General features: G+C 67.2%; 11 protein-coding genes and 4 pseudogenes. 6 read left to right on the forward strand and 9 right to left on the reverse strand.

All coding sequences use genetic code 11. The annotated features are described in order from the left end of the window. Positions 1-665: 665 nt before the first annotated feature. From ACWY4P_RS52780 to ACWY4P_RS52790, 3 genes and pseudogenes are all read right to left on the reverse strand, one after another. Positions 666-1,472 (reverse strand): integrase core domain-containing protein, encoded by an 807-nt coding sequence (locus ACWY4P_RS52780; RefSeq protein WP_456207944.1) that lies wholly within the window; start codon positions 1,470-1,472, stop codon positions 666-668. Positions 1,473-1,629: 157 nt separating this feature from the next. Next, positions 1,630-2,715 carry an integrase core domain-containing protein gene (locus ACWY4P_RS52785; RefSeq protein ID WP_456207945.1) on the reverse strand — a complete coding sequence of 362 codons (1,086 nt, stop codon included), beginning with the start codon at positions 2,713-2,715 and terminating at the stop codon, positions 1,630-1,632. 89 nt (positions 2,716-2,804) lie between these two features. Further along, positions 2,805-3,121: pseudogene (locus tag ACWY4P_RS52790) on the reverse strand (helix-turn-helix domain-containing protein); the annotation flags it as partial. Between the two features lie 239 nt (positions 3,122-3,360). Between ACWY4P_RS52790 and ACWY4P_RS52795 the strand changes: the two are divergent. The 3 genes and pseudogenes from ACWY4P_RS52795 to ACWY4P_RS52805 all read left to right on the forward strand — a co-directional run. Then, positions 3,361-3,549: a hypothetical protein gene (locus ACWY4P_RS52795; protein ID WP_456207946.1), complete on the forward strand. Its 189-nt coding sequence runs from the start codon at positions 3,361-3,363 to the stop codon at positions 3,547-3,549. Positions 3,550-3,659: 110 nt separating this feature from the next. Further along, positions 3,660-6,668, forward strand: a complete 3,009-nt coding sequence (locus ACWY4P_RS52800) for a helix-turn-helix transcriptional regulator (RefSeq protein ID WP_456213350.1) — start codon at positions 3,660-3,662, stop codon at positions 6,666-6,668. A gap of 115 nt (positions 6,669-6,783) precedes the next feature. Further along, positions 6,784-6,932, forward strand: a pseudogene (locus ACWY4P_RS52805) (IS5/IS1182 family transposase); the annotation flags it as partial. Positions 6,933-6,992: 60 nt separating this feature from the next. Here the strand turns inward: ACWY4P_RS52805 and ACWY4P_RS52810 are convergent. The 4 genes and pseudogenes from ACWY4P_RS52810 to ACWY4P_RS52825 form a co-directional block, all read right to left on the reverse strand. After that, entirely contained in the window at positions 6,993-9,179 is a 2,187-nt protein-coding gene (locus ACWY4P_RS52810; RefSeq protein WP_456207947.1) for a hypothetical protein, read from the reverse strand. A 21-nt stretch (positions 9,180-9,200) separates the two neighbouring features. Further along, positions 9,201-9,981: pseudogene (locus tag ACWY4P_RS52815) on the reverse strand (helix-turn-helix domain-containing protein). A gap of 123 nt (positions 9,982-10,104) precedes the next feature. Then, positions 10,105-11,928, reverse strand: coding sequence for a group II intron reverse transcriptase/maturase (gene ltrA / locus ACWY4P_RS52820; protein ID WP_456207948.1), 1,824 nt, complete (start codon positions 11,926-11,928; stop codon positions 10,105-10,107). Positions 11,929-12,675: 747 nt separating this feature from the next. Next, entirely contained in the window at positions 12,676-13,890 is a 1,215-nt protein-coding gene (locus ACWY4P_RS52825) for a reverse transcriptase domain-containing protein (RefSeq protein ID WP_456207949.1), read from the reverse strand. A 134-nt stretch (positions 13,891-14,024) separates the two neighbouring features. Between ACWY4P_RS52825 and istA the strand changes: the two genes are divergently transcribed. Together istA and istB are read left to right on the forward strand one after the other, a co-directional pair. Next, entirely contained in the window at positions 14,025-15,563 is a 1,539-nt protein-coding gene (gene istA, locus ACWY4P_RS52830; protein ID WP_456206336.1) for an IS21 family transposase, read from the forward strand. Beyond that, a complete protein-coding gene (istB, locus tag ACWY4P_RS52835; RefSeq protein WP_456206335.1) occupies positions 15,563-16,354 on the forward strand; it encodes an IS21-like element helper ATPase IstB in 792 nt (263 codons plus the stop codon). Before istA ends, istB begins: the two co-directional genes overlap by 1 nt. Positions 16,355-16,468: 114 nt before the next feature. Here the strand turns inward: istB and ACWY4P_RS52840 are convergent. Together ACWY4P_RS52840 and ACWY4P_RS52845 are read right to left on the reverse strand one after the other, a co-directional pair. Then, positions 16,469-16,993, reverse strand: a pseudogene (locus ACWY4P_RS52840) (reverse transcriptase N-terminal domain-containing protein); the annotation flags it as partial. Between the two features lie 797 nt (positions 16,994-17,790). Next, positions 17,791-18,408: a hypothetical protein gene (locus tag ACWY4P_RS52845; protein ID WP_456207950.1), complete on the reverse strand. Its 618-nt coding sequence runs from the start codon at positions 18,406-18,408 to the stop codon at positions 17,791-17,793. Positions 18,409-18,592: 184 nt separating this feature from the next. Between ACWY4P_RS52845 and ACWY4P_RS52850 the strand changes: the two genes are divergently transcribed. Then, entirely contained in the window at positions 18,593-18,841 is a 249-nt protein-coding gene (locus tag ACWY4P_RS52850) for a hypothetical protein (RefSeq protein ID WP_456207951.1), read from the forward strand. Positions 18,842-18,868 lie beyond the last annotated feature (27 nt).

Raw genomic sequence — 18,868 nt, forward strand, 5'->3', positions numbered from 1 at the left:
GGTGACGTCGGTAGTTCCCTGCGGATCGCTACCGATAGCGTCTGAGTCGTCGGCTAGTTACGAGTGCTCCCCTGCGCACATTGCGGGCGCATTCCCCGCAGAGGGAGCAGGTCACGGGAGAAGCGGGTGATGGTTTCACCGCTTGGTGTAGGTTCGTCGTCATCCGATGGTGAGAGCCCCGGTGACTGTCGCATCGGCTGCTCCGCCCGTAATGCACTTGACCGCGGCGTCGAGGAAGTCAACGCTCACGTCGGCGTGCAGACTCTTGCCTGTGCAGTGCCCGCCGGTGATGACGCAGTCAATGCTGCCGGTGTTGAGAGAGGACCCGCTGAGGCCGACATCGGCCGTGCCCTACCTCGCGGGTGCCCCTCAGGTCACATCGAACACTTCCTTCTGTGCTTGGCCAGCGGTTAGGACTGCCAGGATGAATTCCGCGGATGAAACGATCGCTGTGACGGTGAGGGAAATAATCCTGCGATACGTGACCACCCCCTGTGTTCTGACTCTATGAGGAAGGGGACAGCCATTCCCTTCGTGTGTAGTGCAGCATGGCGCATCTCCGCAGAGGAAGGGGTGTCTTGTAAATCATATGATCGGAGACGGACGTGCCGCTCGTAGCGCTTCAGAGTGGCTTCACCGGATGTGAGCTGGGATTTTTTCTATGGTCAGCTGGCTCGGTGGTACTTGTTGATGAGGCCGGCGACGGCTTGTCGGCGTTTGATCCGGGCTGCTGGCAGGGGTATGACGTTCGGGTCGTCGCTGGGCGCGAGTTGGTCTCGGCCTTGGTGGGGCCGATGGCTGTTGAAGTGGCCTGCGTAGTCGCGGAGGCCACTTTCGGCGTGGCTGCGGCCGAACAACAAGACCCCGTCGGTGCACTCCTGTCGAGCTGAGCGGATGAAGCGTTCCGCGTGGGGGTTGCAGTTGGGGCTGCGCGGAGGGATCTCGACCACCGTGATGTCCTCGCTGGCGAACACGGCGTCGAAGGCGGCAGTGAACTTCGTGTCGCGGTCGCGGATTAGGTGGGTGAAGCCTGCGGTGCGATTGCCAAGTTGCCACAGGAACTGCCGGGCTTGCTGGGTGGTCCAGGCCGCAGTGGGGTGAGCGGTGACGCCGAGGATGTGGACAGTGCGGGTGCGTACCTCCATGACGAACAATGCGTAGAGCCGCTGCAGGGCAATGGTGTCGATATGGAACAGATCGGTGGAGAGGAGGCCGTTGGCCTGGGCATTGAGGAAGGAAGTCCACTCGCCTCGCGTTGGCTGTCGGCGCGGTGCGGGGCTGAGGCCGGCAGCACGCAGTGCTCGTCGGACCGTGGCGGGGCTGACCTTGTGCCCGAGGCGCCGCATTTCGCCGTGCAGGCGCCGAAAGCCCCATCGAGAGTTCTCGGCGCCAAGAGGGATGATCAGGCCGCGGATCTCCTCTGGCAGGGGAGGGCGCCCCGGAGGCGGTGGCTGTGTCCATTTCTGCTTCACCAAGCGTCGGTGCCAGGCCAGCAGGGTGCGTGGTGAGACGATTCGATGTTGGCGAAGTGCGTGGGGGAGTAGCCGGGCCAGGGCGGCAAGCAGCGCCCGGTCCGGCCGTGTGCCGCTCGAAAATACGGTTCGATGCTGTGTACTGCGGCGATGCCGTTCAGGCAGCCTGGCGGTACTCGTTAATCAGGCCACCGAGAACGGGCCGTCGTTCGATTCGATGGGCCTTGAGGTCGGTGACGTTGGCCAGGGCGGGTAGTTCGGTACTGTCCGGGGGCAGTTGCTGCCGGGACTGATGGGGGCGGTGCCGGTTGTAGTGCCGGATGTACTCGGTCAGCACCTTCACGGCATGCGCCTCGTTGTAGATCAGGATCCGGTCAAGAACTTCGCGGCGTAGGGTACCCACGGCTCGCTCGCAGACTGCGTTCGCCTTCGGTGCCCGGGGTGGGCTGAGCAGGATCTCCATGTCGTCGGCCTGGAAGACGGCGTCGAAGGCGTTGGTGTACTTGCTGTCCTGGTCCCGGAGGAGGAAGCGCAGGGAGACCATCCGGCACCCCAGCGTCATGGTGAGGTTCCTGGCCTGTTGGACGGTCCATGGGACGGTGGGGTGCGCGGTGACGCCGGCGAGGTGAACACGCCGGGTGCCGTGTTCGATGAGGGCCAGGGCGTACAGGCGCTTGAGCGCGATGGTGTCGATGTGGAGGAAGTCGGCGGCGAGGATGCCATGGGCCTGGGCGGTGAGGAATTCACGCCAGGTCGGGCCGGAGCGCTGCGGAGCGGGATCGATGCCGGCCGCGTGCAGGATCTCCCAGACCGTGAACAGGGCGATCTGGTAGCCGAGGCGTGCGAGTTCGCCCTGTATACGGCGGTGGCCCCATGCACTGTTCTCTTTGGCCAGGCGCAGGATGAGCTGTTTGACGGTGGGCGCGGTGGACGGCCTGCCGGGGCGGCGGTGCTGGGGGAACGTCCACTTCCGCGCCAGGGGTTGCCGGTGCCAGGCCAGCAGCGTGGTGGGAGTGACAGAGAATACGTGACGCCAGTGTTCCCGCGGGACCAGCCGGGAAAGGACGGCGAGCCAGATTCGGTCGGCGGGCTCGTAGCGGACTCGGGCGATCTGGCGGCGTAACACCGCGTTCTCGTGCCGCAACGCCAAGACCTCCGCATCCTTGGCCACGCGGCAGCGCAGCACGGCAGCGGGCACCTTGATCAGGTTCCGGACCAGCGCGGTGACGATTGAAAGTGGCATCAGCAGATCATCCCAGGCGCCGTGCAGGCCGCCACCCTGCGCGGAGAAGCTGCAGGCCAGACCCAGAATCGTATTTCCGAGCGGGACAGGGTGAAGGGCTGGCCGAGCTTGATGGGGCGGGTGGTGCCGTCTGGATGACGAAGTCCTCGTCGTCAGGGGTGAGCAGGCGGGGGCGGCCTCCCGCCCATTGAGGGTCCGGGCAGGCCAGGCCGATCTTGTTGAACCGGTGGATCACCTCCCGCACCGTGTCCTCGTCCGCCTGGACCAGCTGGGCGATCACCGGGACACGGTTCCCGCCGGCGGACGCGAGCAACATCATCGCCCGCCGGTAGCACACCGAACTGGTACTGCCCCGGCGCACGATCTGTTGTAGCTTCTGGCCCTCCTGGTCGGTCAGTCTGCGCACCCGCACAGGACCCGATCACAAACCCGGCGAACGTATGCGGTCACGGCACCCGCCGCCGCCCTCACCTGCTACAGGCGCCTCCGTCAGCTCGCCAGGTAGGACGCTCTCTAAGGTCTCCTCACGCCAGCCCTAAGGCACCCCCTGGGCGGCAAGATGCGCAAGCCTCCCCATGTGGCGCCCCCACCTTGGACACGACGCTGGAAGCACAGCAAGAGACCAGCCCGTCCAAGGAGACCGTCATGCTGCACCACGAGTTCCAGGCCGCCCGCCAGGCCGCCGTCCTCGCCCGCGCCGCGCAGCGCCGCCTGGTTCGCGAGGCCAAGCAGGACGCGAAGGCGGTCCGTACCACCGCCGACAGCACCTCCGGCGCCGACAGACGCAAGCACTACTTCCCACCCTCGCGACGCGCGCGAAATGTCCGCAGCTGACCCCGCGCCGCGTGACGGAGCAAGGGCATCGCGTGGCCGGGCACCCGGCTGCGGCGGCCCCCGCCGACGCCGAGGCCGAGACCGCTGTCCCTCACCTCGTACGACATGCGATGCTCGGCACCGTGCACAGCAGTCATATAAGCCCTGTTTTCGTGGGCCGCAGCGCCGAACTTACCGCTCTCGACGAGGCCCTGTCCCGGGCGAACACCGGGGAGCCCCGCGCCCTCTTTGTGGGCGGCGAGGCCGGTGTCGGCAAGACCCGGCTGATGCAGGAGTTCCTCGGCCGGGCCGCCGCGGACGGGGCCGTCGTCGCCCTGGGCGGCTGCGTGGAAACCGGCGCCGACGCCCTGCCCTACCACCCCGTCTCGACCGCCCTGCGCTCCCTGCGCCGCCAGCTCGGCGCGGAGCTTGACGCCGCCATCGCCGGCCAGGAAGGCGAACTCGCCCGGCTGCTGCCCGAGCTCGGCGAGATGGACCGGGGACGCCCCGAAACCGAGGGCCGTGCCCGGCTCTTCGAGCTCACCGTCCGCCTCCTCGAGCACCTCGCCGCGGACCGGACCCTCGTTCTGGCCCTGGAGGACCTGCACTGGGCCGACCGCTCCACCCGCGAGCTGCTCAGCTATCTGCTGCGCGCCCTCACCCACAGCCGCCTGCTCATCGTCGCCACCTACCGCGCCGACGACCTGCACCGCCGCCACCCGCTGCGCCCCGCCCTCGCCGAGTACGAGCGGATGCGCACCGTCACCCGCCTCGAACTGCCCCGCTTCGAACGCACCGAGGTCCGCCGCCAGCTCGCCGCCATCCGCGGCGAGGCCCCGCCTGAGCAGGTGCTGGACCGGGTCTTCGAACGCTCCGAGGGCAACGCGTTCTTCGTCGAGGAGCTGGCCTGCAGCATCCTCGAAGGCTCACCGGGCGGCATCAGCGACTCCCTTCGCGACCTCCTGCTGGTCCGCGTCGAGGCGCTGCCGGACGAGGTGCAGCGCGTGGTACGGATCGCCGCCGAGGGCGGCTCCGAGGTGGAATTCCGGCTGCTGGCCACCGTCACGCGCCTCGCCGAGGACGAGCTGATCGAGACCCTGCGCACCGCTGTGGGCGCCGCCGTCCTGCTCCCCTCCGAGGAGGGCGAGTCCTTCCGCTTCCGGCACGCCCTGATGCGCGAGGCGGTGACCGGCGACCTGCTGCCCAGCGAGCGCTCCCGGCTCAGCCGCCGCTACGCCGAGGCGCTGGAGGCCGACCCCACGCTCGTACGGTCCGAGGAGCGGGCCGGGCGGCTGGCCGGCTACTGGTTCGACGCCCGCGACCCCGCCAGGGCGCTGCCCGCCGTGATCGCCGCGGCGGCCGCCGCCCGCGGCCGGCACGCGTTCGCCGAGCAGCACCATCTGCTGGAGCGGGCGCTGGAACTGTGGGACGACACCCCCGAGGAGCTGCGCCGCCAGACAATGCGGCAAGGCGTCGAGGACGGCCTGTGCCTGGCCATCTCCCCGGACATGCCTGGGGACTTCGTGGACCTGCTCGCCGCGATCACCGTCGCCGCGCGCCTGGCGGGAGAGCGGGAGCGGGCGCTCGCCCTCTGCAAGCGGGCGCTGCGCAAGCTGGAGGGCGAGCCTCTGCGGGCGGCCTGGTTCTGGATCGAGCGCTACCAGCTGATGCGCGACCTGTCCCGCTCCGACGGCTGGGACGAGATCGCCCACGCCCAGAGCCTGGTGAAGGGCCTACCGCCGTCCGTCGTACACGCCGATGTGCTGACGCATGCGGCGCACTGGTACGCCGTGCACCAGCCGGGGCCCACAGCGATCGAGACCGCGAAACAGGCGGTGGAGCTCTGCCGGATGACGGGCGCCGAGATCACCGGCCTTGCCGCGCAGCACACCCTGGCCTGGCTCACCATCGACTCGGGCGACGTCGAGGCCGGACTCGAGCAGGCCCGCGACGCGTGTGCCCAGGACCTGGAGCCGGGCAACGCCAACGTCCTGCTACGCGGCTACGGCAACCTGTCCACAGCGCTGCACGGCATCGGCCGCTACACCGAGGCCGTCGAGACCGCCGAGGAGGGCAGCGGGCTGGCCGAGCGGCACGGGCTGCCGGACACCGCCTCCTTCATCGACGCCAACCTCGCCGAGTCCCTCACCCAGCTCGGCCGCTGGGCCGACGCGGACGAAGTGCTCGAGCGAGCCCTCGGCCGCCGCGGGGTGAGCGTCCGAACCCAAGGGCAGATCGCCGGGCAGCAGGCCGAACTGGCCCTGGCCCGGGGCGCCTACGACGAAGCCCGCCGCCGGCTGGAGGAGGCCGACAGCTGGACCACCGGCCCCTACCCGGAACCGCAGCACACCCTGGCCATGGCCCGGATCGCCATCGCGCTGGCGGCCGCCGACGGCCGGATCCTCGACGCCCGCTCCCTGCTGAAGACGGCGGTCGGCGAGGCCATCGCCCCCAGCCACCAGCGCTACGGCTGGCCGCTGCTGTACGAGGCCGCGGCGGCGGAGGCGCGGGCCCGCGGGCTCACAGTGGCCGAGCCGGGGCGCAAGGCGGCGGTGGAGCGGATCCGCAAGGCGATGAAGGGCCAGCCCGAGTTCGTACCGCTGTGGGCCGCGCAGGCCCTGATGACCCAGGCCGAGCTGCTCACCACCGAGGGCCGGGACGCCACCGCCCACTGGACGCAGGCCGTCGCCGCCACCGAGCAGCTGGAGGCCCCGCCGCTGCTGGCCACCGCCCGGTTGCGACTCGCGGAGGCCCTGATCACCCGGCGCTGCACCGGGTCCCGCCAAATGGCCGGTGAGCTGTTGCGGCAGGCCGAGGCGGTAGCGCGCGAGCTGGGCGCAGGACCACTCGAGACGGAGATCACCACTCTGGCCGGCCGCGCCCGGATCCCGCTGCAGCAGGCCGGTGGGGAGACGGACCCGCCCCCGACGCCGGCGGCGGCGCTGGGCCTGACCGCCCGGGAGCGGGACGTGCTGCGGCTGGTCGCCGCCGGGCGGAGCAACCGGCAGATCGCGGAGGAGCTGTTCATCTCACCGAAGACGGCGAGCGTGCATGTCTCCAACATCCTGGCCAAGCTGGGCGCTTCAGGCCGAGGGGAGGCCGCGGCCATTGCGCACCGGCTGGGGGTCTTCGAGGAGTGACGCTCCGCTGAGGTTCCAGCTTGGTGGGGTGGGTGCGGGGGCTCTCGAGAGCGGGGCAGGCACAGGTCCTGGTGATCCATGGAGTTGCGACGCTCTGTGATCACTGGGGAGACCTGTGCCTGTGCTGCTGTCAAGGCTGACCGAACCACTGTGGGACCAGTTCCCGGCACTACTGTCCGAGCGGCCGGTCTACCCCCTGGACCATTCCCTGCGCCGGCACCGCCCGCGTATCAACGATCGGTTGTGTTCGACAAGCTCGTGCAGTCGCAGGTGATGTGCCGGTGTCTGGCCGTTGTGTCCGCGTGGTTGGCCGGGCGACAGTCGCTATCCGGCTGTCTCCCTGACGGCCTGCCGCAGTTTCCCGGTGTCCGGTGACGTCATCCGGAGATTGGCGACCGCAGTTGCCGCGTCCGGCCAGATGTCGAACCGGCCCCAGTGGAGTGGCCAGGCGAAGCGCCGGTCTACGATCCAGGCCAGGTGTGCTTCGATGTCGGCGCGACGCTCGGGTGGCGCGATCGCCATGTCCGGTTCGACGGGCAGGCACCAGGTGTGATCGTCGAGTGCGAGGATTCTGCCGTCGAAGTGGTCGTAGACGTCGTCGGGGTGGAGCGGGAGTTCAGCGTCCGCTTTCCGCAGGAACGTGTAGTCGCCGATGGTTTCGCCGGTGTCGGCCTGCAGGAAGCGCAGGACGGTCTTGCCCACTGCGACGATCACGTCGTCGGCACCCCACAGTATGCCTTGTGTCCCGGTCGGGGTGGTCAGCGTGCGCAGTCGTCGCGGCTCGTCGTCGCCCAGCGACCAGATTTCGATGTCCCCCGCTGCTGTGAGGACGGCTCCCTGGTCTCCGGCCGGCGCCCAGGCCCATACCGCGAAGTCCTTGTTCTCACCGGCCAGGGCCGTCTTCGCAGGGGTAACGGCCAGTCGGTGGCTGAGCCGCCCGTCGTCGTAGAGGTCAACGCCGGGGTCTGCGGCCTCCTCGTTCAGCACGGCGGCGAGTCGGGTGGCGGAACCGCGCATGCCCCAGTGCAGTGACAGATCCCAGCGCGACCCGGCGGTCGGTACCGGCTCGCCGGTCGGGCGGCCGGTGATCGCGTCCCGGAAGTGCAGCCGCCCGCGGTGGACATGCGCGAGGTAATGTCCGTCCGGGCTCCACTCGGCCAGCCAAGAGACCCTGGTGTGCCAGAGAGGTGCGCCCGTGGGGACGTCGACGACGAACGCCTCAGAGCGGTTGGCGACGTACAGCCGGGTTCCGTCGGAGGACCAGAAGGGCGACTGATCGACCTCCAGTTCCTGCCCGCAGGCTTCCTGGATCTCCGTCGGCAGAGGCCTCTTGGCCAGGTTGTGTTCGTGTGACATCTCGGCTTCCTCGGCCAGCCAGTAGAGGACGCCGTGCTCCAGCGGGGGAATGCACCCGTGCACACCGATTCCGGTCTTCGTGCCCGTCGAGATGTAGGCGCTGCGCCCGTCGGGATGCAAAGCCCAGTGGGGCGGGCGGGAATAGCCGTTGGTCACCTGGGCCTCCGCGCGTGGCTTGAAGGAATCGCCGAACGGGTCCCACACGCCAACTGCGTTGGTGCGGAAGGCCATGCCCAGGTGCAGGCCGTCGGCTGACCACTGCATGGTGCGGGCGTAGCCGTCCCAGCCGACGCCGCCGTCGATCCACTTCAGAACGTTGACGCACCGCCCGGTCGCGACCTCCCAGACCTGCGCGGTGCCGCTCTCGCCCTCACCCCAGTCGCCGGTGGCCAGATGGGTGCCGGAAGGACTGAGCGCCAGCGCGGTGATCCTCGAACGGTGTCCATACGGGCGGCTGAGCATCGTGCCCCGTACGCGGATCCTGTCCGTGGCGAGCCGGTGCGCCGCGGTGAGGCCGTGGTCGCGCTCAAGCACGGTCAGCCGAGTCCGCAACGGAGGCAGGTCGCGGGCGGGAACGAAGGAAGCCCAGTCCGCGTCCGCCAACAGGTTCTCCAGCTCGGCCGGGCCAGCCGCGGCAAGAGCGGCCGGGTCCGCGAAAAGGGCCGGCACGGGAGCGGGCCGGGAACCATCCCCACTCGCCTGACCCTCAAGTTCCGAGAGCGCCGCGAGGAGCGCTGCCTCGTCATAGCTCGGTATGCCCTGGACATACGCCTCGTTGCCCTTGTCTCTTGACGTCTCCTGTCCGATGAAGATCGCAGTGGTCGAGGGCGTGAGCTCATCCGATACGATCACGCCTGCGGCTTCCAAACGTCGCTCTGCCTCGCCTGCACCGAGCGTGTCGAAACTACCGGAGAGCGCGACAACACGGCCTTTCAGGTTCATGAGCGGCGAGACTACTAGCCGACACTGACACCGACACCTCGACCACCCCTCGGACGCTCCCGTGGCGGGCTGAGCGCCGTCGACGAAGCCGTCTGCGGTGAACGGGACGAAGTCGAAACGCAGTTCGCGCTTGAAGTAGTCCCGAAAGCCGTCCTCGCCCAGCCAGTACGTCTCCAGTTCGCGGTGGCGCTCGGCAAGCTCGTCAGGGCTCATGCCGTTCACGCCAGTGCCGGATCAGGCAACGTTTGCCCTGTCGACGACGGCGCGTAGGCGCCGGTCGTCGGCGTGGAGGTTTCGCCAGATGATGTAGCGGTGGATCATGCTGCCCTGCCCCTTGTGGTCGGTGTGGTCCGTGGCCATCTCGCGGGTAGAGCTTAGGTAGCGGCAGTCGCACTCCGTCGTAGCGGTTGTAGGGTGAGCGGCCCGAACTCGTCCTCGCAGAACATGACTTCGGGCTCGCCGTCCTCGGGTATGACCTTGCCGTCGGCGATTCCGTAGAGGTGTTCGACGCGGGCCTTCTTGGCCGTGCAGTCTGGGTCGCGGGAAATCTTTGAGGTCTTCAGGCGTTGAAACGAGACGCCTTCCTCGTGGAGCAGGATGCGCAGGCCCTCGTGGCTGATGTCGTCGACCACCCCCCTCGGCAACCAGGAAGTCCGCCAGCTTGGTCAGGCTCCAGGTCGAGAACGGCAGGTCGTGCTCGGTGGGCCTCGACTTGGCGATCTTCTTGATCTCGTGCCGTTCAGGCAGTGTGAGCGTCTTTCGGCCGGCCGCCCTTGTACTTCGGATACAGCGAGTCGAAGCCGTCCGTGTTGAAGTTGTGGATCACGTCTCTGGCACGGTCGTCGCTGGTGAACGACACCGCGGCGATCCTGGCCACCGGCATGCCCTGCGCGGACATCAGCACCATCTGGGCCCGCCGCCAGGTCACCACCGACCCAGTGCCCCTTCGGATGATCCGCAGCAGCCGCCGCCCCTCGTCATCATCGATCTCACGGACCGGCACTCGTATCGCCACCCGGACAGGGCGACCGTCGCACGCCGCTGTGGTCGGGTAGCCGGATCACGTTGCCGTGACCCGGTCGGGTAGCGACGGCGCATTGCTGCGCCGCTGCCCCCTCGGAACCGTGCATGCGACTTATCACCGCACACGGCTCGGGCAAGCCACAAGGGCTGGCAGGTTCTGCCGAGTTCGCTGGTCTACTGCCATTTTGATTGAGCGTCGGTGATGGCAGTAGCTATGCAGGAGATGGATGCGATTCCGATCGCCAGGACCGTCGTTCTGCAAGGTCAACACCTCTTTGCGGAGAGCCTTGCGGACGACGGTGAACCACATTCCCCATTCCTCCGGGGCCTGTGGTTCCTGGTCGGCGTACAGAAGGTAGTCCCCGCACTCCGGACAGCGTCCTTCTTGCGCTTTGAGTAGGCGCAAGGTCGGCTGATCGAGGGGCGGTGGTTTTCTCCTGCGTCGTCGTTTAGCCCAGTACTCGGCCAGCTCAGGGTTGTCTGGTGACGCCCCGGACTTGACCGCCTGGTGCCGAACGATCGGAATCCAGGAGAACTTAATGAGATAGGCACCGTTGTCACGGTTGCCGAAGACCCATCGGTCCTTCCTGGTGGTGTTGAAAGCGCCGTAGTACCGATCCACAACCCAGCGTGTGGGTTTGTTCTGGTGACTATGTAGACCCCACCGGTAGGTGAGCCTCCACACATAAGCGTCCAGCGCGTTGAATATTCGGCTGGACACCACGGTCCGGTAGTAGCATGCCCAACCCTTGATGATGGGATTGAGCTTGGCCAGGACTGCCGCCGAATTCGCGCCGCGTAGGGCGTGCATCTCATCAGCGAGTCGCTTCCGGATTCGTTTAACGGCGTCTCTGCTGGGCTTGATGATGAGCTTTCCACTGTCGTAACGGCGGATGTTGAACCCTAGGAAATCGACCCCATGTGTCAGATGGACGATCTGGGTCTTCTCTTCGTTGAAGGTGAGACCCCTGGGAGTCAACCACTCACTCAACCGCGCTTTGACCAACTCGGCTTGCTCCTGGCTGGAGCATAAGGCGAGAAGATCGTCAGCGTAGCGGACCAGCACCGGGGCACCACGCACCACCTCGACGATGTTTCCGTCTTGGCCAGTGCGATAACGGACCCCGGCCGCACTCTCCATTCCATGGAGGGCGATATTGAGTAGCAATGGACTGATCACGCCGCCCTGAGGCGTTCCCTCGCGGGTCGGGGTGAGCCAGCCCCTCTCAACCACACCTGCCTTCAGCCAGCCGTGGATCAACTTCCGCGCAGGGAAGGTGCCGAGCTGGCTGAGGATGTGATCATGGCTGATGCGGTCGAAGGCTGCCTTGAGATCTGCGTCGAGCACCCACAGGCGTTTGGCGTTCTTTCCGCACGCTGTGGTGAAAATGGTCTCGATCGCATCATGACAGCCGCGGCCCGGCCGGAATCCATAGGATCTCGGCTCGAATCTGGCCTCCCACTCTGGCTCCAATGCATTGACGACACGGGCTTGTCGCGCCCGATCAACAATGACGGGAATTCCCAGTGGGCGCCGCTTGCCGTTCGCCTTCGCTACATAGACCCTCCTGACTGGCCGGGCTTTGGGTTCTCGAACGGAGCAACGCAAGGCTTGCGCCAACTCTGTCTTTCCCTGGGAGGTCGTGATGACTCTCCCATCAATCCCCGGTGTCAGGCGTCCAGCGTTGACCTCCGTGACCTTCCGCACGCTGACCAGCGTGTTGGAAAAGCTCCGGAGCATCAATTTCTGCAGATTGCGGACCTTCTTGAGGTCCCGTTCCTGCGTTGCCTTGAATATCCGCTGCCTCAGACGTCTTACCTGGGCTTCGGCATGCCCCCAATCTACGGCATCCCAGTGCCAGTCCAGGTCCTCCGGTCCGTTCACCAGACTCGGAGCAGGCACGACGGCCGGCGCCGCCTCGCTCGTCCGCGTTGTCATGGTGCCTAACTTGTCCTTTGGTTCGGTTGTCCTTGCGGCGTGAGCATTCAAAGGCTCACCTGGTCCACGTCAGCTCCCTTTTGGGCCAGGCAAGAGCCTGTATCCAGCCAGTTATACGGAGGTCACCAGCGGAGGTGCCAGTTCGCGACATCCGGTTTCCTGTTTCCTTTCGGCTGCTGGCTTTGGCTTGTTGGACCATCCTGTTCCCGCTGGGGAGTTGAGCTCTCCTTACGGTCGGCCTACCGGTTATCGCCACCGGACCTCAACGGGGTTACCACGTTTCGCACGATCGAGATACAGCTGGGAAGGGTGCCCGCTCAACTCCGAGGCTGCGGTGTCCTTACGGCTGCGTAGAGCTGCACAGCCGCCGCCTGCCGCTTTCCAACGGCCAGCCCTACACCCTGGTCCTACTTGCCATCTCCAGGGCTTTCTGTGACGGAGCATCATCACGGGTTCACTTTCGTTCACCCATCAGCCTTTCCCTCGCCTGTTGCGCTCGGATGGTACGAGCTCCCTTGGGCTTGAACCCTGAGCTTCGCACCCCGCGATTACTCGCAACGCACGTCAGGGCGGGAACGGGCCTATGGACACTAGCCCGGAATTACACCATCAACACCTCTGATCCTCCTTCCAGTGCAATTCACTCGATTCGTGCGACTTCGTGTCGCACGCCCCCTCAGAACCGGACGTGCGGCGTTAACCGCATCCGGCTCAAGCAAGCCCCGAGGGCTTCGCAGGTCAGCAGGGTTATGTGGCCCGTTCGCCGTCGCCTGCGTGGTGCTGGCGGTGGCATTCGGAGTGCACGAGGCGAAGGTTGTTCCGCTCGTCCGTGCCGCCGTCTCGCCGGTAGGTGAAGTGATGCTTGTGGAGCATCTTCTTCGAGGCCGCGAACCAGTTGATCCACTCGCGCGGGCTGTCCGGTTCGTACTCGGCTCCGACGATCAGCGCCTGCTTGCAGAGAGGACAGAGCCCTTGCTGCCTGACCGCCAGGAGAAGACTTGTCTTGTCCATCGGCGGCGGCGCTTTCCTGCGACGGCGGTTCCGCCAGTACTCGGCCAGGGTGGGGTCGTCCGGGGACGTTCCGCCCTTGACGAGCTGGTGGCGGACGATGCCCGTCCAGGCGAACTTGATGAGGAAGGCGCCGCTGTCGCGGTCGCCGAACACCCACCGGTCTCGTCGGGACGGGTGGAACCTGCCGAAGTACCGGTCCACGACCCAGTACCTCGACTTGTTGCGATGGCGACGTCTGGCCCATTTGAAGGTCAGCCGCCACATGTAGTGATCCAGCGACGAGAACGTCGTGGTGGACGCCACCGCCCGATAGTAGGCAGCCCAACCGCGAACGATCGGGATCAGCCTGCGCAACACCGCCTCGGCGTTCGCCCCGTGCAGGGCTCGAACCTCGGTCCGCAGTCGCGCCCGGAGCCTCTTGCAGGCCGCCGTGCTCGGTTTGATGATCAGCTTGCCGACCGTGCGGCGGACGGTGAAGCCGAGGAAGTCGAATCCCTCATCAAGGTGGACGACCCGGGTCTTCTCCTCGTTGAAGCGAAGACCCCTCGGCGCCAGCCAGTCCTCCAGCCGGGCCCTGACCTGGTGCGCTTCCGCTTCGTCGTGGCAGAGCACAACGAAATCATCGGCATACCTCACCAGCACCGGGGTGCCCGGCATGGCGCCGGGCTCACGCCCGGCCCGCACCGTGTATTGGCACCCTGCGGCCTGTTCCAATCCGTGCAGAGCAACGTTCAGCAGCAGGGGGCTGATCACGCCGCCCTGGGGAGTTCCCTCCTCGGTGGGTGCGAACCGGCCGCGGTCGATCACGCCCGCCTTCAGCCGGCTGCGGATCAGGTCCCTGGCGGGGAACTGTCCGAGCATGGTCATGAGGTGGTCGTGGTCGATGCGGTCGAAAGCCGCCGACAGGTCCGCGTCCAGGACCCACCGACGTTTCGGGTTCTTGCCCTTCACCGTCTGACGGCGGCCTCCGTAAGCTCCCCGGTGGCGGCCATATACGGCGCATTTTGTGGCCACGGGTTTCCCCGAGTACGGCCAGTTTTCTCCCCGCTCGCCCCGAGTAGTCCCGCTCGGCGACGCTGGAGCGGGTGAAGAACAGCAGGGAGATCATGGAGATCCTTGAGGCATACGACCTCACAGGCAGTTACCGTGCCGCGGCCGAGCTGGCCGGGTGCGACCACCACACGGTGGCCCGGTACGTGAAGATGCGGGCGGCCGGCCAGCAGCCCGACAAGCGCCGGCACCGGGCCCGGCAGATCGACGACTATCTGCCGAAGATCGAGGAACTGGTGGTCCGCTCGCAGGGCAAGATCCGCGCGGACGTGGTCCACAAGAGGATCGCTGCGATGGGCTTCACCGGCGGGGAACGCACCACCCGCCGCACCGTTGCCGAGGCAAAAGCCCAGTTCAGGGCAGGTCGGCGTCGTGTCTATCGGCCGTGGGTGACCGAGCCCGGGCTCTGGCTTCAGTACGACTTCGGCGACGGCCCGGTGATCAAAGGCCGCAAGACCACGCTGTTCTGCGCATGGCTGGCCTGGTCGCGTTTCCGCGTCGTCATTCCGATCTGGGACAAGACGCTGCCAACGATCACCGCATGTCTGGACACCACGTTCCGCCGGATCGGCGGCATCCCGGCCTACGTCCTCACCGACAACGAGAAGACGGTCACCACCGACCACGTCGCCGGGATCGCGGTCCGCAATCCGGAGGTCGTCGAGGTCGCCCGGCACTACGGCACGACGATCCGTACATGTCTGCCGGCGGACCCGGAGACGAAGGGCGGCAGCGAGTCCACGGTGAAGCTCGCGAAGGCCGATCTGGTGCCCAGGGACGTCAATCTGCGCGAGCAGTACAAGACCTTCGGTGAGCTGGAGGCCGCCTGCCGGCAGTTCTGCGAAGAGGTCAACTCCCGCCCCCACAAGGCGACTCGGCGCAAGCCCGTCGAGCGGCTCGCGGAAGAACGGCAGCGGCTGCACCCGCTGCCGCGGCGGCCGTTCACCGCGGCCTTCGGCACCACCCGGCGGGTCTCCTGGGAATCGACGATCTCGGTCGACGCGGTCCGCTACTCGGTCCCGCACCAGCTGATCGACACCCGGGTCTGGGCCCGTTTCCACGGCGACGAGCTGATCGTCACCGCCGTCGACGAGACCGGCTCCGCGGTCGAGGTCGCCCGCCACCCGCGCGGCGAGCCCGGCAGCCCGGTCCTGGAGGATGCCCACTATCCGCCGCGCGAGGACAAGGAAGCCGACCGCACTCCGAGGGCGACCTCCGCCGAGGAGGCCGCGTTTCTCCAGCTCGGACCCGGTGCCGCGAGCTGGCTGATCGAGGCCGGGGCGGCCGGGGTTCGCAGGATCAAGGCGAAGATGGCCGAGGCCGTCGCCCTCTCAAAGCTCTACTCCATAGCGGAAGTTGACCGCGCACTCGGCACCGCCGCGGTCACCGCCCGCTTCGCGGACAAGGATCTCATGTCGATCCTCGACTATCAGGCCGTCCACGGCCTGGCCGAGCCGGTCCGCCGCAGCGAGGCCCACTCGCTGCAGCCTGGCACCTCCGCCTGGTCCGCCCTCGGCGCCGCCGCCCCGAGCACTGCTGATCTTTCCGAGTACGACGAAAGCGACCACTCCTGATGGCCACCCCTCTGCGCACCGTTCCCGGCACCAACGGAGACCCGCTCGCCGAGGCCATCGAGCTGACCAAGCGGCTCAAACTCCCGCACATCCGCCGGTCGTTGACCGACATCATTCCCACCGCCAAGGCCCAACGCTGGGATCCCGCCGAGGTCGTCCGCGTCCTGCTGGCCGAGGAGGCGGCCGGACGCGACCGGGCCAACCTGCACACCCGCCGCAAGCGGGCCGGGTTCCCCACCGGGAAGACCTTCGGGGACTGGCATGAGTCCAAGTCGTCCATACCCAGGGCCACCCAGGACGCCCTGAAGAGTCTGGAATGGGTCGGCCGCCGGGAGAACTTCTGTATTTGCGGACCGTCGGGAACGGGAAAGTCGCACTTCACCGAGGCGCTCGGGCAAACCGCGGTCGAGGCCGGCCTGACTGTCGCCTGGTTCACCATCGAGGACCTGGGCGCCCTGGTCCGCCGCCACCGCGCGGACGACTCGATCGCCCGGGCGCTGGCGAAGATCGTCCGCTCGGACCTGATCATCGTCGACGACATCGGGCTGCTGCCCGTCTCCGAGGACGCCGCCGAGGGCTTCTACCGCCTGGTGGATGCCGCATATGAACGGCGCTCGATCGCGGTTTCGAGCAACCTCCACCCGTCTGGATTCGACGAGATCATGCCCAAGACCCTGGCCACCGCGACCGTCGACCGGCTCCTCCATCATGCCCACGTCACGGTCACTCAGGGTGATTCATTCAGATTCACCGAGGCCACCACCGGAAAGGGAGTGAAGCCCTTCAGCTGATCCACACCGACCCAGGGTGGGGAGAATATCTGGCCGCGAGCGGGGCGATCATGCCTTCCACCAGCGGGGATGTCTCGAGGCCGCCAGCGGGGACGATCAAGAGGCCGTTGACACCGTCCAGAAGATCGCGGATATCGCGTCCTGGCAGCTGCGGCCGGGCCGGAAGCCATACGACCTCGGCTCGAACCGCGCTTCCCACTCGGGTTCCAGCGCGTTCTTCACGCGGGCCTGGAGGACCCGGTCACGGATGACCGGGATACCGAGTGGCCGCTGTTTCCCGTTGCTCTTGGGGATGAACACTCGCTTGACCGGCCTGGCTCTCCAGGGCTTGGACGACCGATGGATCTCGGCCGTCAGCTCGCCTCTCGCCTTCGGCGTGAGGGCTCGCTCCCCGTCGACGCCAGCGGTCTTGCGACCACTGCTCTGCTGCGTCACCCGCTTCACGCTGACCAGCGTGTTGCTGCGGCTCCGCAGCATGAGCTTCTGCAGATTGCGGACCTTCTTCAGGTCCCCTTCCTGCGTCGCCTTGAAGATCCTCTGCCGCAGGCGCCGTACGTTCTCCTCGCAGGTGGCCCAGTCGATGCCGTGCCAGTCGAGTAAGTCGTCCTCGGGTCCGTTCACCGCAGACGGCGGCGTCACGACAGATGTTCGTGACCTCCATGTTCCCCCTCCGGTGTCTAACTTGCCCCTCGGTTCGAGCGTTGTTGCAGTGGTGTCTTCAAAGGCTCACCTGATCCACGTGGGCGCTCTTTCGGGCCGGGCCACCAGAACCCGTATCCGGCGAGTTATGCGGGAGACGGGTGAAGGTCCCGTCTCCCGGTTTCCTCCGGCCTTTCGACCTACCGACGTTCGCTTCTTGGATCATCCTTCTCCCGCCGGGGAGTTCAGCTTTCCTTACGGTCGGCCTACCAAGCCGGGTGGCTTGGACCCCGTCGGGGTTTCCACGTTCCGCACCAGTAAGACGCGGCCGGGGTGGGCGCCCCCTCTACCCCGGGACCAGCGGTGTCCTCCCTCCGGGCTCAGTTACCCGAAGGTCGCTTGGTGCTTTTCAGCACCGGGTCCTGTGACCGCCGCCAGCACGCCATCGACGCGGTCTTAAAGTCACGAGGCATCATCAGGGGTTCACTTGCGTTCGCCCGTCCGGCCTTCCCCTCGCCTGTGGCTCCCCGATGGCCGGAGTGCTCTTGGGCTTGAACGCTCGGCTTCACACCTCGCCGTTACCAGCGACGCATGCGAGCGCGGGGACGGGCCCTGGACACTGGCCCGAAGTTCAGCCGATTGATACCTCCTTCACGTGGCTGTCCTTACTTCCCTGGTGCGACCTCGTGTCGCACACTGAGCGCTTCAGCTGACGAATGCACGCGGCTATCTGGCGGGCCGGTACCACGGTAGGTGGCGAGGCGGGTGCACCGTGCCTGCCAGTCCCCGACCCTTACTCATGGCTGCTTCGCGCGACCCGCACGGGCCAAGTGGGCGACGGCGCGGCGGCGCCAGCTCGACGTCCACCAGAAGGCGCCGAAGAACAGGACAAGGCCGGGAAACACGAGGATGGGGCTGGCCACATTGTTCTCCGGCTGGGCCCATGCCATGACGCCGGTTCCGGTCATCAGGAAACCCGCGGCGACGCACGGGCCGATCAGGTAGCCCTCGACCCGCATCGGTGTGGGCACGTCCTTGGGTCTGATACGCGCCCTGCCGGACTCGATCAGCCGGAGCGCTTCGGCCTCGCCACGGCTACCGAGGCCCGCCCCCAGCGAGCCCTCGGACCCGGCGGGCTGCCCGTCAGAGCTCTGTCTCGGGGCCTCGTCATAAGGGATTCCGGCGAACCGAGTGGTGAACACGGCGTCCGGGACGACGAGGACGGCGTTTTGATCCGGCGGTTCAGAGCGCAGCTGCTGAAGCGCCTCCTCGGTGTGCGGCGAGTTGAGCGCGGCGATGTAGCGGGCGAGCGCCTGTCTGGCCTCCGCCTCGGTGGGGTAGTCCTCGCCGGTGCTCAGTGGTGCGGAGAACGGGTTGTCGTCCCTGTAGTGCGCCCAGGTCCATTCGGTGTCCACACCAGTCAACCTATCCACACCTGCCGCCCGGCACGAGGGTGTTGTGGCAGTTCAGAACCTGTCCGCCATGGTGTTCCCGACGGGGCCTTCCTCCTGAGCGCTTCGGCAGCGGAAACGACAGCCGCGCCCCCTGGCACTCGCCATCGGGCTCAGCAGGTGGTTCCCGGTGTGGGCGGTGCTCGGCGTGAGCCGGTTGCATTACACCCTCGCCACTGGAGGCATGACCTCCAAGTGCGGCGCCGACCGGTACGCACATGAAGCGTTCGACCCGCGCTGGCACCCCATCATCGAGGAAAGCCTGTCCTTGCGCACCGGCGGCGCAGAGGGCCGCCGCCGTAACCCCCTGGCCCGCCGCCGCGACACCCTCGCTTTCCTGGACACCGCCATTGACTCCGCGCTCGCGCGGGGCGCGCGGGTGCTGTTCGTGCAGTAAGCCGGCCCTGCCGTGGAGCAAACAGAG

Source organism: Streptomyces sp. LZ34 (assembly GCF_053890475.1).

What these genes read in the sequence shown, in the direction of transcription:
- ACWY4P_RS52795 (WP_456207946.1), top strand. Translation starts at nt 3,361, where the DNA reads ATGCTGCACCACGAGTTCCAGGCCGCCCGCCAGGCCGCCGTCCTCGCC.
- ACWY4P_RS52785 (WP_456207945.1), bottom strand. Translation starts at nt 2,715, where the DNA reads ATGCCACTTTCAATCGTCACCGCGCTGGTCCGGAACCTGATCAAGGTG.
- ltrA (WP_456207948.1), bottom strand. Translation starts at nt 11,928, where the DNA reads ATGACAACGCGGACGAGCGAGGCGGCGCCGGCCGTCGTGCCTGCTCCG.
- ACWY4P_RS52810 (WP_456207947.1), bottom strand. Translation starts at nt 9,179, where the DNA reads ATGAGCCCTGACGAGCTTGCCGAGCGCCACCGCGAACTGGAGACGTAC.
- ACWY4P_RS52800 (WP_456213350.1), top strand. Translation starts at nt 3,660, where the DNA reads ATGCTCGGCACCGTGCACAGCAGTCATATAAGCCCTGTTTTCGTGGGC.
- istB (WP_456206335.1), top strand. Translation starts at nt 15,563, where the DNA reads ATGGCCACCCCTCTGCGCACCGTTCCCGGCACCAACGGAGACCCGCTC.